General features: G+C 68.6%; 14 protein-coding genes and 1 pseudogene. 8 read left to right on the top strand and 7 right to left on the bottom strand.

Features of this window, described 5'->3' with window-relative positions; genetic code table 11:
- A partial coding sequence (locus tag ACYQ8K_RS28815) for a VWA domain-containing protein (RefSeq protein WP_459974607.1) occupies window positions 1-778 on the bottom strand: 778 nt, incomplete at its 3' end.
- 52 nt (window positions 779-830) lie between these two features.
- Complete coding sequence (locus ACYQ8K_RS28820) at window positions 831-1,853, bottom strand: cupin (protein WP_459974609.1); 1,023 nt, start codon at window positions 1,851-1,853, stop codon at window positions 831-833.
- Window positions 1,854-1,997: 144 nt separating this feature from the next.
- Between ACYQ8K_RS28820 and ACYQ8K_RS28825 the strand changes: the two genes are divergently transcribed.
- Complete coding sequence (locus ACYQ8K_RS28825; protein WP_459974611.1) at window positions 1,998-2,669, top strand: GntR family transcriptional regulator; 672 nt, start codon at window positions 1,998-2,000, stop codon at window positions 2,667-2,669.
- Here the strand turns inward: ACYQ8K_RS28825 and ACYQ8K_RS28830 are convergent.
- The 4 genes from ACYQ8K_RS28830 to ACYQ8K_RS28845 all read right to left on the bottom strand — a co-directional run bounded on the left by ACYQ8K_RS28830 (window position 2,666) and on the right by ACYQ8K_RS28845 (window position 6,653).
- Window positions 2,666-3,754: an adenosine deaminase gene (locus tag ACYQ8K_RS28830; RefSeq protein ID WP_459974613.1), complete on the bottom strand. Its 1,089-nt coding sequence runs from the start codon at window positions 3,752-3,754 to the stop codon at window positions 2,666-2,668. The genes ACYQ8K_RS28825 and ACYQ8K_RS28830 overlap by 4 nt on opposite strands.
- The gene (locus tag ACYQ8K_RS28835; RefSeq protein WP_459974615.1) at window positions 3,751-5,037 is read right to left on the bottom strand and encodes a thymidine phosphorylase; all 1,287 of its coding nucleotides are present in this window, start codon (window positions 5,035-5,037) and stop codon (window positions 3,751-3,753) included. The genes ACYQ8K_RS28830 and ACYQ8K_RS28835 overlap by 4 nt, the downstream gene beginning before the upstream one ends.
- Before the next feature lie 15 nt (window positions 5,038-5,052).
- On the bottom strand, window positions 5,053-6,183 hold the full coding sequence (locus tag ACYQ8K_RS28840) for an alpha/beta hydrolase family protein (protein ID WP_459974617.1): 1,131 nt from the start codon (window positions 6,181-6,183) through the stop codon (window positions 5,053-5,055).
- A gap of 71 nt (window positions 6,184-6,254) precedes the next feature.
- Entirely contained in the window at window positions 6,255-6,653 is a 399-nt protein-coding gene (locus ACYQ8K_RS28845) for a cytidine deaminase (protein ID WP_459974618.1), read from the bottom strand.
- A gap of 259 nt (window positions 6,654-6,912) precedes the next feature.
- Here ACYQ8K_RS28845 and sdhC point away from each other — a divergent pair, with 259 nt between their 5' ends.
- The 5 genes and pseudogenes from sdhC to ACYQ8K_RS28870 all read left to right on the top strand — a co-directional run.
- A complete protein-coding gene (sdhC, locus tag ACYQ8K_RS28850) occupies window positions 6,913-7,251 on the top strand; it encodes a succinate dehydrogenase, cytochrome b556 subunit (RefSeq protein WP_459974632.1) in 339 nt (112 codons plus the stop codon).
- On the top strand, window positions 7,248-7,718 hold the full coding sequence (locus ACYQ8K_RS28855; RefSeq protein ID WP_007773310.1) for a succinate dehydrogenase hydrophobic membrane anchor subunit: 471 nt from the start codon (window positions 7,248-7,250) through the stop codon (window positions 7,716-7,718). Before sdhC ends, ACYQ8K_RS28855 begins: the two co-directional genes overlap by 4 nt.
- A 55-nt stretch (window positions 7,719-7,773) precedes the next feature.
- Window positions 7,774-9,528, top strand: coding sequence for a succinate dehydrogenase flavoprotein subunit (sdhA, locus tag ACYQ8K_RS28860; RefSeq protein ID WP_459974621.1), 1,755 nt, complete (start codon window positions 7,774-7,776; stop codon window positions 9,526-9,528).
- Complete coding sequence (locus ACYQ8K_RS28865; protein ID WP_459974623.1) at window positions 9,528-10,352, top strand: succinate dehydrogenase iron-sulfur subunit; 825 nt, start codon at window positions 9,528-9,530, stop codon at window positions 10,350-10,352. Before sdhA ends, ACYQ8K_RS28865 begins: the two co-directional genes overlap by 1 nt.
- Before the next feature lie 86 nt (window positions 10,353-10,438).
- Window positions 10,439-11,080: pseudogene (locus tag ACYQ8K_RS28870) on the top strand (carboxymuconolactone decarboxylase family protein); the annotation flags it as partial.
- Here ACYQ8K_RS28870 and ACYQ8K_RS28875 read toward each other — a convergent pair.
- Window positions 11,052-11,954 (bottom strand): sigma-70 family RNA polymerase sigma factor, encoded by a 903-nt coding sequence (locus ACYQ8K_RS28875; protein ID WP_459974625.1) that lies wholly within the window; start codon window positions 11,952-11,954, stop codon window positions 11,052-11,054. The pseudogene ACYQ8K_RS28870 and the gene ACYQ8K_RS28875 overlap by 29 nt on opposite strands.
- Window positions 11,955-11,980: 26 nt before the next feature.
- Between ACYQ8K_RS28875 and ACYQ8K_RS28880 the strand changes: the two genes are divergently transcribed.
- Together ACYQ8K_RS28880 and ACYQ8K_RS28885 are read left to right on the top strand one after the other, a co-directional pair.
- Complete coding sequence (locus ACYQ8K_RS28880; protein ID WP_459974628.1) at window positions 11,981-13,324, top strand: aspartate aminotransferase family protein; 1,344 nt, start codon at window positions 11,981-11,983, stop codon at window positions 13,322-13,324.
- Window positions 13,325-13,334: 10 nt separating this feature from the next.
- Window positions 13,335-14,336 carry an SMP-30/gluconolactonase/LRE family protein gene (locus ACYQ8K_RS28885; protein WP_459974630.1) on the top strand — a complete coding sequence of 334 codons (1,002 nt, stop codon included), beginning with the start codon at window positions 13,335-13,337 and terminating at the stop codon, window positions 14,334-14,336.
- Window positions 14,337-14,420 lie beyond the last annotated feature (84 nt).

The raw sequence follows: 14,420 nt of genomic DNA on the forward strand, positions 1-14,420 counted from the left end.
CGGCGATGCGCTGCCCGTCCATCTCGATCTCGCCGCCCTTGGTCCCGAACGAGATCGTCGAGATGGGCACGCCCTCGGCCTTGGCGGCCCGCGCCGCGGTGAACGCCCCCTGCGGTGCGTTGGGGTCCAGCGGCACGTTCTCGGCGCCGTCGGATTCCAGCACGATCCGCGCCGGCGGTGGGCCGTCGCCGCCGCCCATCACCGAACCCACCGTCGCGATCGCCTGCAAGGCGGTGAAAATGCCTTCTCCCGTAGCGGTTTTGGGCATCGGCTTGAGGCTGTCGATGCCCGCCTTCACCGCGCCGCGGTTGGTCGTCGGTGGCACCAGCAGCGTGGCGTTGGCCGCGAACTCCACCAACCCCAGGTTGATCGCCGGGGTCAGCTGGTCGGCGAATTGCTTGCCGGCCTCCTTGGCCGCGTCCAGGCGGTTGGGCGGCACATCGGTGGATGCCATCGACTCCGACACGTCGATCACCAGCATCACGACCGCCCGGTTGAGCGGGATCCGGACGTCCGACGTCGGCCCGGCCATCGCGGTGGTGAGCAACACCAGCGAGACGGCCAGCAGGATGGTCGGCACGTGCCGCCACTTGCTGGGCCGCGGCGGCGCCACCCGCTCCAGCACCTCCATGTTGGCGAAGCGCAGCACCCGGCGACGACGGGCGAACTGCTGCACGACGTAAAGGCCGATCACCAGCAACACGATCAGCAGGACCAGGAAGAACCAGGCGTTCTGGAACCCGGTGAGCGACACCGGTCCCAGCAGGGGCACCTTCATGTCCAGCCACACTAGGCGTCGAACTGCGGCGGTGCATGGACCGCGCCGGGGATTACCCGGCGACGAGATCGCGGCGCTGGGTGAACTTGATGTCCAGGCTGCGCAGGTGGGTCTGCAGGCCGGCGTCCTGGACCGGGATCAGGTGGGCCGGCTCATCGGTCTCGTTGTAGTGGGCGTGCCACATGCCCGGCGGGGTGGTGAAGGCGCACCCGGCTCGCCAGTCCACCCGGGTGGGGTCGACGATGTCGCCGCGCTCGTCGAGGCGGGTGCCGAGCAGCGTGTAGCAGCCGGACTCCGGGGCATCAAGTATGAGATCCAGCGCGACCGACTGGTGCCGGTGCGGGCGCTGCACCTGGTTGGGCGGCAGCACGCCGAACATGGCCCACAGCACGTGGGTGATGGTCAGCGTCTGCTCCTGGTTGGCGTTGGCCAGCAGCACGCTGACCCGGCTCTTGTCGTTGGCGCCCGGCCGGGAGGCGATCTCCTCCAGCTTGGCCACCGCGTCGACGCGGCGGAACTTGGTCGCCGCAAAGCGCGGCCGGGTGGCCTCGGCGCCCAGGTAGCGCATCAGCGGCTCGTCGTGCACCCAGTACATGGCCGTGTCGGCGGCCGCATAGAACACCGAGTGGCTGCCGGCGGGCAGCGTCACGAAGTCGCCCTTCTCCCACTCGATCAGCCGGCCGTTCACCGCCGCGAAGCCCCGCCCGTAGAGCACGTAGTACAGCTGCGAGGTGGCGTTGGGGCTGGTGTCGATCTGCTCGGCGGCGCGAATGCTGACGAAGTTGGCCAGCAGCGCCGGGCTGGTCGCCGCGCCGGTGTCGATGCCCAGTTCCTCGGACAGATCCAGCGGGATCACGCCGGTCGGCGCGCCGAGGTAGATCTCCGGATCGAACCGCCGCAGCGGAATCGGCGGGACGTGCCCGGATCCGATCGGGTTGGCCGCCTTGGAGTACTCGAAGTATTCGGCCTGCTGGGCCCACTCCTCGAAACGGCCCTCGAACCCGTATTCGGCCACGTCGATCATCGGTGCCGGGATCGTCGGGTCCAGGTTCGGCGTCACCAACTGCTGGGGCATCTGCGGCCTCCTTGGCTCAAGTCTTTTTCGTATCTGAATAGTATTTATCTTGTATCTCAGTGTCAATCGTCGCAGGTAGCAGCGGGTGGTGTACGGTCATGACCACGCTTGAGATACGACTTAGCTACCAGAAATGGGGCTCGCGTGGCAGCAAAGGACCCCCGGCCGGGCACGGCCAAGGACCGCGCGCTGGACTACGTCAAGACGCAGGTCCTCACCGGCGAGTTCCCCGGCGGCGAGCTGATCAGCGAGGGCGACGTCGCCACCGCGCTCGGGATGTCGCGCACCCCGGTCCGCGAGGCGTTCCTGCGGCTGGAGGCTGAGGGGCTGCTGCGGCTCTATCCGCAGCGCGGCGCGCTGGTGGTCCCGGTCTCGCCCGACGAGGTGCGGGCGGTCATGGAGGCCAGGCTGGCGCTGGAGCAGTTCGCGGCCGGCAAGGTGATCGCGCGTGGCCCCGCCGTCCGCGCAGTGGTCTTCGAACGGCAGTCGCTCGAGCTGCGCCGGCAGCGCGACGCCGTGGCGGCGGCCGACTGGCGAGAGTTCCTGGAGTCCGACCGCGCCTTCCACGCCATCACGCTGCAAGAGTCCGGCAACGCCATCCTGTCCGCCTTCTACTCGACCTTGCGCGACCGCCAGATGCGGATGATCGGGGAATCGGCGCTGCGCGAACCCGATCGGGTGGCCACCATCATGGCCGAACACGCCGACATCGCGGAAGCCTTGCGCGACGGCGACTTACCGCGCGCACTGCGGGCGGTGCAGACCCACTTGGCCAGCACGGTGCGGGCGATGGGCCTTTCGATCGAGCCGGCCTAGCCGATCAGCACGGCATACCGGGGCTTGATCACCTCGTCGATGATCGCCAGCCGCTCGTCGAACGGGATGAACGCGGATTTCATCGCGTTGATCGTGAAGCGCTCGAGGTCACTCCAGCCGTAGCCGAAAGCCTCTACCAGCCGGTGCATTTCGCGGCTCATGAAGGTGTCGCTCATCAGCCGGTTGTCGGTGTTGACGGTCACCCGGAAGCGGGTGCGGGCCAGTAGATCGAACGGATGCTCGGCGATGCTGTTGACGGCACCGGTCTGTACGTTGGAGCTCGGACACAGTTCGAGCGGAATTCGCTTGTCGCGCAGGATGGATGCCTGTTGACCCAGCCGGACCTGCCCGTCGTCGGACACCTCGATGTCGTCGACGATGCGCACGCCGTGGCCCAGCCGGTCCGCGCCGCAGAAGGCGATCGCCTCATGGATGGACGGCAGCCCGAACGCCTCGCCGGCGTGAATGGTGAAGCGGGCGTTGTGGTCTCGCAAGTAATCGAAGGCGTCCAGGTGCCGGGTCGGCGGGTTGCCCGCCTCGGCGCCGGCGATGTCGAATCCGACGACCCCCTTGTCCCGGAACCGGATTGCCAGCTCGGCGATCTCCCGGGACACCGCCGCGTGTCGCATCGCGGTGACCAACAGCCGCACCACGATCGGGCGATTCGAGGCCGCGCAAGCCTTCTCACCGTCGGCGAAGCCTGCCAGCACGGCGTCGACGATCGCATCGAACGACAGCCCACGGTCGATGTGCAGCTCGGGGGCGAATCGGATCTCGGCGTACACCACCGAATCCGCGGCCAGATCCTCCACGCACTCATAGGCGACCCGATGCAGTGCCTCCGGTGTCTGCATCACGGCGACGGTGTGCGAGAACGGCTCCAGGTAGCGCTCCAGCGAGCCGCTGTGCGAACGGGTGCGAAACCACGTCGCCAGCTCGTCGACGTCGGTGGCGGGCAGCCCGTCGTAGCCGACCTGCCCGGCGATCTCCAGCACGGTCGACGGGCGCAGCCCGCCGTCGAGGTGATCGTGCAGCAGGGCCTTGGGGGCCTTTCTGATCTGCTCCAGCCCTAGCGGTGCGGTCATGTGACGATCCGATCGATGATCAGCGGTCGCGGAGTCGGTGGTGTGCGGTCGACGCTCCACCCGCCGTCCAGCTCGGCGAGGGCGGCACCGAACCGCTCCGGGGTGTCGGTGTAGAGGGTGAACAACGGCTCACCGGCGGTGACCGGCTCGCTGGGGCGGCGGTGGATGCGGATACCGGCACCCAACTGCACGCGCTCGCCCGGACGGGACCTGCCCGCGCCGAGCCGCCAAGCCGCCAGCCCCACCGCCATCGCGTCGATATCGCCCATTGTGCCGCCCCGGGGCGCGATCACGGTCTCGGCATGCCCGGCGACCGGCAACGGTACCGACAAATCGCCGCCCTGGGCCGCGACGAGCCGGCGGAACCGGTCCATCGCGGTGCCGTCGCACAGGGTGTCGGCGGGATCGCGGTCGTCGATGCCGGCTAGCTCGAGCATCTCCGAGGCCAGCCGCAGCGTCAGCTCGACGACGTCGGGCGGGCCGCCCCCGGCCAGCACCTCGAGCGACTCGGCGACCTCCAGGGCATTGCCGACGGTCGCGCCCAGCGGGCGGTTCATGTCGGTCAGCAGCGCGCGGGTGGGCACCCCGTGCGCCGCCCCCAGCTCGACCATGGTGTGCGCCAGCTCGCGGCACTGCCCCTCGGAGTCCAGCAGCGCCCCCGAGCCGACCTTCACGTCGAGCACCAGCGCGCCGGCCCCCTCGGCCAGCTTCTTGCTCATCACCGAGCTGGCGATCAGCGGCAGCGATTCGACCGTGGCGGTGATGTCGCGCAGCGCGTACAGCTTGGCGTCGGCCGAGGCCAGGTCACCGGCGGCGAAGATGGCCGCGCCGAACTCGCGCAGCTGGTCGCGGACGCGCCGGCCGGACAGCTCGGCGCTGAACCCGGCGATCGATTCCAGCTTGTCCAGGGTGCCGCCGGTGTGGCCGAGCCCCCGGCCGGACGCCTGCGGCACGGCGGCGCCGCAGGCGGCGACGACGGGCACCAGGGGCAGGGTGATCTTGTCCCCCACCCCGCCGGTGGAGTGCTTGTCGACCGTGGTCAGGCCCAGGTCGCCGAAGTCGAGCGTGTCGCCCGAGGCCAGCATCGCCGCCGTCCACCGGGCGGTCTCGCCGGGGTCCATGCCGCGCAGCAGGATCGCCATCAGCAGCGCCGCCATCTGCTCCTCGGCCACCCGCCCGTCGGTGTAGGCGCCGACGACCCAGTCGATCGCGGCGTCGGACAACCGGCCGCCGTCGCGCTTGGTCCTGATCACCGTGGGCGCGTCGAACGCGGGGTCAGTCAAGTGGCTCCCCGGGGCTCAAAGTGTCATCCCGTTTTCTTTGAGGAACGCCGCCAGCGCGTCGCCGAGCTGGGTGGAAAACGGTAGGGGCTTGGTGTAGTTGGCCGGCGTCCTACTGGCGTCCTCCTTCAGGACATGGTCCACACCGGTCAGGTGGACATAGTCCGTCTTGGTGCCCGCGCTGGTCAGGCCGGAAACCAGCGAATCGACGTCCAGGCAGGTGATCTGAAGATCGGCGTCGCTGCAAGTCACCAGGACCGGCATAGCGCGAGGCAGCTTGGCGGCCAACGCCGCCGGGTCTATCGCGTCCTCCTGCAACAGGGCATGCGCGTTGGTGTCGTTGATCACCGCCTTCAGCCCCGGCGGTTCGTCCGGCGGCACCTTTCCGGTCGCGCGGAACTCTTGTATCGCGTTGTCGATGGCCGCGGTGCTCTCGTCCGCCCGTGCGGCGGTGACCCGTCCTGACCTGACGGCAGCGTCGGCCTGGGCGTGGGCCTGCTCGGACACATGGTCGAGGATGCGGCGGCTCGCCGGCTCCACCAGGCCAAGGGTCCGCACCGCGGGGGCGGTCCCGGGCTCGGCGGTGGCCAGCATCATCGCGTAGAGGGCGCCCTCGCTGTGCCCGAGCGCCATCAGGTGGGTCCGGTCGATGCCAGGTTGGCCGGCCAGGAAGCTCAACGCGGCGCTCGCCTCATCCCTGAACACGCCGATATCGACCTTTGTCGGGTCGGTCGCATACGGGCCGAGCCCGGTCTGACCGGTGCCGAGCTTGTCGTAGCGCAACGTGGCGACGCCGTCGTCGGACAGCGCCCGCGCCAGATTTCGTAGCGTGTCGACCTGACCCGGCATGGCTGCCGAGTCACCGTTGCGATCCGTCGGCCCGCTGCCCGCGATCAGCAGCGCCGCCGGCACGGTCCGGTCGTGCCCCGCCGGATGACGGAACGTGCCGTACACGGTCATATCCGCCACCGAGAAGGAGACGGAGTCCTCCAACCAGGCCGGCGCGGGCGCCGACGACGAGGTTGGAGACGGCGGCTTTGCGTCGGGTGACTGCGACGCGCATCCCGCGGCCGCCATTACCGCCGCGATCAGCGCGGCGACAACAAGTCTGGGCAGCGAACCCGCCGGCGGTGCGCTCCCCCGTTGCACACGCATGACGCTAAGCCGACCGGCAACGCTCAGCAAGCCACGGCCGCGCTGGGCCAGCAAGCGACCGCGCATCAGCGCCCCGCGGCCAGGTCGTCGGGGCCGAAGGCGTCCGGCAGCAGGTCGCCCAGCCGGCACGGGCCGCCCGGATGGTCGATCAGCAGCTCGGGCCCGCCGTGTTCGAGCAGCACCTGACGGCACCGCCCGCACGGCATCAGCACCGATCCGCGCCCGTCCACGCACGCCAGCGCCACCAGGCGGCCACCGCCGGTGGAATGCAGGGCGCACACCACCGCGCATTCGGCACAGAGACCAAGGCCATATGAGACGTTCTCCACATTGCAACCGGTGACGACCCGGCCGTCATCGACCAGCGCGGCCGCCCCGACCCGGAACTGGGAGTAGGGTGCGTAGGCACCCGCAGAGACATTGATTGCCTTGTCCCGCAACGTATTCCAGTCGATCTCAGGCATAACGAAACCTCGCTCACCCATCGTCGATTCCGACGATCACCCTAGCCGCAAAACGGCATTTCGCTTGGCGGACATTGGCGCAAGTCACACCGTGTCCGAGCTAAGCTCAAGTGCCCGGAGTGGCTGACGTCGAAGTCGGAAGAAGGCGGTGAGGACTGGGGTGACTACGCAACCGACGACCGCGGATCCGGCGGCACCGGGATCGGCTCCCTCGCGCAAACGGAGGCCACCCCGGACGCTGTACCGCGGCGATCCCGGCATGTGGTCGTGGGTGCTGCACCGGATCAGCGGCGCGACGATCTTCTTTTTCCTGTTCGTCCACGTGCTGGACGCCGCGATGCTGCGGGTGAGCCCGCAGACCTACAACGCGGTGATCCACGACTACCAGATGCCCGTCGTCGGCCTGATGGAATACGGCCTGGTCGCCGCGGTGCTCTTCCACGGCCTGAACGGGATCCGGGTGATCCTGATCGACTTCTGGTCCGAGGGCCCGCGCCACCAGAAGCTGATGTTCTGGATCGTCGGCATCGTGTTCTTGCTGCTGATGATCCCGGCCGGCGTGGTGACGGTCATCCACATGATGGAGCACTTCCGATGAGCAGTCCGGACCTGCAACTGGGCCGGGGCGAGGTCGCCCCGGTCAAACAACGCCTCTATGACCGACCCGCCAGCCTGGACAACCCCCGCTCGCCGCGGCGGCGGGCCGGCATCCCCAACTTCGAGAAGTTCGCCTGGCTGTTCATGCGGTTCTCCGGGATCGCGCTGTTCGTGCTGGCGATCGGCCACCTGTTCATCATGCTGATGTGGGATAACGGCGTGTACCGCATCGACTTCAACTACGTCGCACAGCGCTGGGCTTCGCCGTTCTGGCAGTTCTGGGACCTGGCGCTGCTGTGGCTGGCGCAGCTGCACGGCGGCAACGGGCTGCGCACCATCATCGACGACTACAGCCGCAAGGACAGCACCCGGTTCTGGCTCAACAGCCTGCTGCTGTTGTCCATGGGCTTCACGTTGGTGCTGGGCACCTATGTGCTCCTGACATTCGACCCCAATATCGGAGGCTGAACATGTTTGCGCCACCTCCTCCTCATCACCTCGCTCTGCATCGTCGGCGGCGGCCGTGATCCAGCAACACCGGTACGACGTCGTGATCGTCGGCGCTGGGGGTGCCGGCATGCGCGCCGCGGTCGAGGCGGGTCCGCGGGTGCGCACCGCGGTGCTGACCAAGCTCTACCCCACCCGCAGCCACACCGGCGCCGCCCAGGGCGGCATGTGCGCGGCGCTGGCCAACGTCGAAGAGGACAACTGGGAATGGCACACGTTCGACACCGTCAAGGGCGGCGACTACCTCGCCGACCAGGACGCCGTGGAGATCATGTGCAAGGAAGCCATCGACGCGGTGCTCGACCTGGAGAAGATGGGGATGCCGTTCAACCGCACCCCCGAGGGCCGCATCGACCAGCGCCGGTTCGGCGGCCACACCCGCGACCACGGCAAGGCCCCGGTGCGCCGGGCCTGTTACGCCGCCGACCGCACCGGCCACATGATCCTGCAGACGCTGTACCAGAACTGCGTCAAGCACGACGTGCAGTTCTTCAACGAGTTCTATGCGCTGGACCTGGTGCTCACCCAGACCCCGAGCGGTCCGGTGGCCACCGGGGTGGTCGCCTACGAGCTGGCCACCGGCGACATCCACGTCTTCCACGCCAAGGCGGTCGTGCTCGCCACCGGCGGGTCGGGCCGGATGTACAAGACCACCTCCAACGCGCACACGCTGACCGGTGACGGCATCGGCATCGTCTTCCGCAAGGGACTTCCGTTGGAGGACATGGAGTTTCACCAGTTCCACCCGACCGGCCTTGCGGGCCTGGGGATCCTGATCTCCGAGGCGGTGCGCGGCGAGGGCGGCCGGCTGCTCAACGGCGAGGGCGAGCGCTTCATGGAGCGCTACGCGCCGACGATCGTCGACCTGGCTCCCCGCGACATCGTGGCCCGCTCCATGGTTTTGGAGGTTCTCGAGGGCCGCGGCGCGGGCCCGCACAAGGACTACGTGTACATCGACGTCCGCCACCTCGGCGAGGACGTGCTCGAGGCCAAGCTGCCCGACATCACCGAGTTCGCCCGCACCTATCTGGGTGTGGACCCGGTGCACGAGCTGGTCCCCGTCTACCCGACCTGCCACTACGTGATGGGTGGCATACCCACCACCGTCACCGGACAGGTGTTGCGGGACAACACTTCCACGGTGCCGGGGCTGTACGCGGCCGGCGAGTGCGCGTGCGTATCGGTGCACGGGGCCAACCGGCTGGGCACCAATTCGCTGCTGGACATCAACGTGTTCGGCCGCCGGGCCGGCATCGCCGCGGCCAATTACGCGCGGGGGCATGACTTCGTGGACATGCCGCCGGAGCCCGAGGCGATGGTCGTCGGCTGGGTCGGCGACATCTTGAGCGAGCACGGCAACGAGCGCGTCGCCGACATCCGCATCGCCCTGCAGCAGTCGATGGACAACAACGCCGCGGTGTTCCGCACCGAGGAGACGCTCAAGCAGGCGCTCACCGACATCCACGCGCTGAAGGAACGGTACGCCCGAATCAGCGTGCACGACAAGGGGAAACGATTCAACAGCGACCTGCTGGAGGCGATCGAGCTGGGCTTCCTGCTGGAGCTCGCCGAGGTCACCGTGGTCGGTGCGCTGAATCGCAAGGAGTCGCGCGGCGGCCACGCCCGTGAGGACTATCCCAACCGCGACGACGTCAACTTCATGCGCCACACCATGGCCTACAAGCAGGGCAGCGACCTGCTGAGCGACATCGCGCTGGACTTCAAGCCCGTGGTGCAGACGCGCTACGAACCCAAGGAACGGAAGTACTGATGGCCGAGAGCGTCGGAACCGAAGAGGCCGCCGAGGTCGAGACCAGCCTGGAGCCGCCGCTGCCGGCGATCCCCGACGGCGCGGTGATGGTGACCGTCAAGATCGCCCGGTTCAACCCCGACCAGCCCGACGCCTTCGCCGAAACCGGTGGCTGGCAAAGCTTTCGGGTGCCGTGCCTGCCCAGCGACCGGATGCTCAACCTGCTGATCTACATCAAGAGCTACCTGGACGGGACGCTGACCTTCCGGCGCTCCTGCGCGCACGGGGTGTGCGGCTCGGACGCCATGCGCATCAACGGTGTCAACCGGCTGGCGTGCAAGGTGCTGATGCGTGACCTGCTGCCCAAGAGTAGGCCGGGTAAAGCCCCAAAAACACTGACCATCACGGTCGAACCGATCCGCGGACTGCCGGTGGAGAAGGACCTGGTGGTCGACATGGAGCCGTTCTTCGACGCCTACCGCGCGGTCAAGCCCTACCTGATCACCACCGGCAACCCGCCCACCCGTGAACGCATTCAGAGCCCGACCGACCGCGCCCGCTACGACGACACCACCAAGTGCATCCTGTGCGCGGCGTGCACCACCAGTTGCCCGATCTTCTGGCACGAGGGCAGTTACTACGGCCCGGCGGCGATCGTCAACGCGCACCGGTTCATCTTCGACAGCCGCGACGAGGCCGCCGCCGAGCGGCTGGACATCCTGAACGAGGTCGACGGCGTGTGGCGCTGCCGTACCACGTTCAACTGCACCGAGGCCTGCCCGCGCGGCATCGAGATCACCAAGGCGATCCAAGAGGTCAAGCGCGCGATCATGTTCTCGCGCTAGGCGGGTTTGCGCGCCGAATGTCACGCCAGCGTGGCATTCGATGCCGAGCGTCAGGCCAGTGTGACGCACAGGGGCCGACCGTCCCGTCACACATCGGGGGCCTGCCTCGTCTGACCGGTATGACACAGAAAACCCGCATCGAGCCCCTGCCCCCCAAGCGCGCCGGATTGCTGACCCGGGCGATGTACCGGATCGCCAAGCGGCGCTACGGCCAAGTTCCCGAACCGTTCGCCGTGGCCGCGCATCATCGCAAGCTGATGATCGCCAGCGCCATGCACGAGACGATGGTCGACCGGGCGTCGAAGACGCTGCCGACCAGCGTGCGTGAGCTGGCGGTGCTGTGGACCGCGCGTCAGATCGGCTGCTCGTGGTGCGTCGACTTCGGATCGATGCTGCAGCGACTGGACGGCCTGGACATGCAGCGCCTCGCGGACATCGACAATTACGCCACCTCAACGGCATTCACCGACGACGAGCGCGCGGCCATCGCCTACGCCGCCGCGATGACCACCGATCCGCACACCGTCACCGACGAGCAGGTTGACGATCTGCGGGCCCGCTTCGGCGACGCCGGTGTGTTCGAGCTGACCTACCAGATCGGGTTGGAGAACATGCGGGCGCGGGTGAATTCCGCGCTGGGCATCACCGAGCAGGGCTTCAATTCGGGCGACGCCTGCCGGGTTCCGTGGGCTACCCAGCTCAACGAGCCCGCAGCGGGGAGCCGGTGAATTTGTCGGGGTTGGCCACATCCCAGAGGGCGCAGACCTTTCCGTCGCGCACCGTCGCGGCCATGATCCGCGGCATCATCTCGCGGTACCCGTCGCTGGCGGGGCAGCCGGGCGTGTAGCCGCCCAGCTCGCCGTTGACCAGCCCGAGCTGATACGAGGTGAACATCGCCGGGCCATAGCGCTGGGCCAGGCCGAAGAAGAACCGGGCCACCTTGTCTGCGCCGTGGATGACGTTGATTGCGGTGGGCGCCTTGCCATTCGCGTCACCCGTCAGGATCACGTCGGGATGCAGCAGCCCCACCACGGCCTCCAGATCGCCGGACGCCATGGCGGCCAGCAACTTTCCGACCACCTCGGCGTGCGCGGGATCGGGTTTGGGTGGCGGCTCGGCCGCGACGGCCTTGCGGGCCCGCGACGCCAGCTGGCGGGCGGCGGCCTCGTTGGTCCCCAGCACCTGGGCCACCTCCGCGAACGGCACGGCGAACCCGTCGTGCAGCACGAAGGCGACGCGCTGATCGGGTGACAGGCGCTCCAGCACCACCATCGCCGCGAACCGGGCGTCCTCGCCGGCCACCACGGCGGACAGCGGATCGGCCCCGTCAAACGCGGTGACCACCGGCTCGGGCAGCCAGTTGCCGGTGTAGGTCTCGCGACGATGCGCGGCGGAACGCAACCGGTCCAGGCCCAGCCTGCTCACCACCGTGGTCAGCCACGCCCGCAGGTCGGTGATCGCGCCATCCTGCCGGTGCCAGCGCAGCCAGGCGTCCTGCACGATGTCCTCGGCATCGGCGACCGTGCCGGTGAGCCGGTAGGCGACCGACATGAGATGGGGCCGTAGCGACTCGAACTCGCTGACCTGCTGCGCTGCGGTCATATCGCGAGGCTACGCTCAGCGGCAAGATGACTGACAACCTGTGGCTGCATTTCGCCCGGCACGGCCCGGACATCACGCCGCCGATCATCACCCGCGGCGAGGGCGTCACCATCTTCGACGACCGCGGCAAGAGCTACCTCGACGGCCTGTCCGGGCTGTTCACCGTGCAGGTCGGGCACGGCCGCACCGAACTCGCCGAGGTCGCGGCGCGCCAGGCGAGCACGCTGGCGTTCTTCCCGCTGTGGGGGTACGCCACCCCGCCCGCGATCGAGCTCGCCGAACGCCTCGCCGGCTACGCCCCCGGCGACCTGAACCGGGTGTTCTTCACCACCGGCGGCACCGAGGCCGTCGAGACCGCGTGGAAACTAGCCAAGCAATACTTCAAGCTCACCGGCAAACCCGGTAAGCACAAGGTGATTTCGCGCGCGGTCGCCTACCACGGCACCACCCAGGGCGCGCTCGCGATCACCGGGCTGCCCCGGTTCAAGGCGCCCTTCGAACCGGTGACGCCCGGCGGCTTCCGGGTGCCCAACACCAACTTCTACCGGGCGCCCGAACCTTTCGGGACCGACCCGAAGGCGTTCGGGCAGTGGGCCGCCGACCGGATCGCCGAGGCCATCGAGTTCGAGGGCCCCGACACCGTGGCCGCGGTGTTCCTGGAGCCGGTGCAGAACGCGGGCGGCAGCATCCCGCCTCCCCCAGGCTATTTCGAGCGGGTGCGCCAGATCTGCGACGAATACGACGTGCTGTTGGTCTCCGACGAAGTGATCTGCGCGTTCGGCCGGATCGGGTCGATGTTCGCCTGCTGCAGTGAGATCGGAGACTTCGGCTACGTGCCGGACATGATCACCTGCGCCAAGGGTATGACGTCGGGCTACTCGCCGATCGGCGCCATGATCGCCAGCGACAGGTTGTTCGAGCCGTTCAACGACGGCGCCACCATGTTCCCGCACGGGTATACCTTTGGCGGGCATCCGGTTTCAGCGGCGGTGGGGCTGGCCAACCTCGACATCTTCGAACGTGAGGGCCTCAACGATCACGTCCGGACCCACGCTCCCGCCTTCCGCGCCACCCTGGACAAGCTCTACGACCTGCCCATCGTCGGCGACGTGCGCGGCGAGGGTTTCTTCTACGGGGTGGAACTGGTCAAGGACAAGGCGACCAAGCAGACCTTCACCGACGAGGAACGCGGACCGCTGCTCGCCCGGGTCGGTGCCGCGCTGTTCGAGGCCGGGTTGTACTGCCGCACCGACGACCGCGGCGATTCCGTCATCCAGCTGGCGCCGCCGCTGATCAGCGGCCAGGCCGAATTCGACACCATCGAAGCCATCCTGCGCGAGGTGCTGACGCGGGCCCACGCGCGGCTCTAAAGTCCTGGGCATGGCCCGCAAACCCCGCATCCACCCGGTGCGGTGGCAGCCGCCACCGGTCGAGACGCTGCCCGACGTGCCGGCGCCCGGCGTCACCGTCGTCCCGCTGCCCGGCAACGGGCCCGAGGATGTCGTCGTCGACGCGGCCGGCCAGTTGTGGACGGGCCTCGAGGACGGCCGCATCCTGCGGATCTCCCCCGACGGTGAGCACACGGTCGTCGCCGACACCGGCGGGCGGCCGCTCGGTCTGCACATCGCCCGTGACGGCCGGCTGCTGATCTGCGACAGCCGGCGCGGACTGCTCGCGCTGCACACCGACGGCGGCACCCTGGACGTGCTCGTCGAATCGGTCGGCGGCAGGCGACTCAAGTTCTGCTCCAACGTCACCGAAACAGCTGACGGCACAATCTATTTCACCGAGTCGACCAGCGACTATCATTTCGAGCACTACACCGCCCCGATCGTGGAGGCGCGCGCAACCGGCGGCCTGTACCGGCTCGGCACCGACGGTACGGTCACCACACTGGTCGACGGGCTGTACTTCGCCAACGGGTTGACGGCCACGGCCGACGGGTCGGCGCTGGTCTTCGCCGAGACGCAGGCGCGCCGGCTGTCGAAGTTCTGGCTGAGCGGCCCGCGGGCCGCAACGCTGACACCGTTGGCGGTGCACCTGCCCGGCATGCCCGACAACGTCTCCACCGGGGCCGACGGCCGCATCTGGGCCGCGCTGGTCGCCGAGGCGAACCCGGCGCTGGAATCGCTGTTCCCGCGCGCCCCGATCATCCGCAAGGTGGTGTGGCGGCTGCCCGAGCGGCTGCAACCGCGGATCAAGCCGGAGATCTGGGCGGTCGCGTTCGATCCGGACAGCGGCGCGGCGGTGGCCGGCCTGCGCACCGAGCATCGCGACTTCGGCGCCGTCACCGGCCTGGTCGAGGCCGCCGGCAAGCTCTGGATGGGCACGATCAACTTTCCGGCGCTGGCCCACGTGGACCTAGCGGCCACCGCGCTGTAGGCCCCGTCTAGCTGTCGTGACCTGAGAGGTTGTTGACGGCGTGCCTGCTTGAAAGTGGGAGGACCTCCTGACGGAGTGGATGTG

The organism is Mycobacterium sp. MUNTM1, from assembly GCF_054660795.1.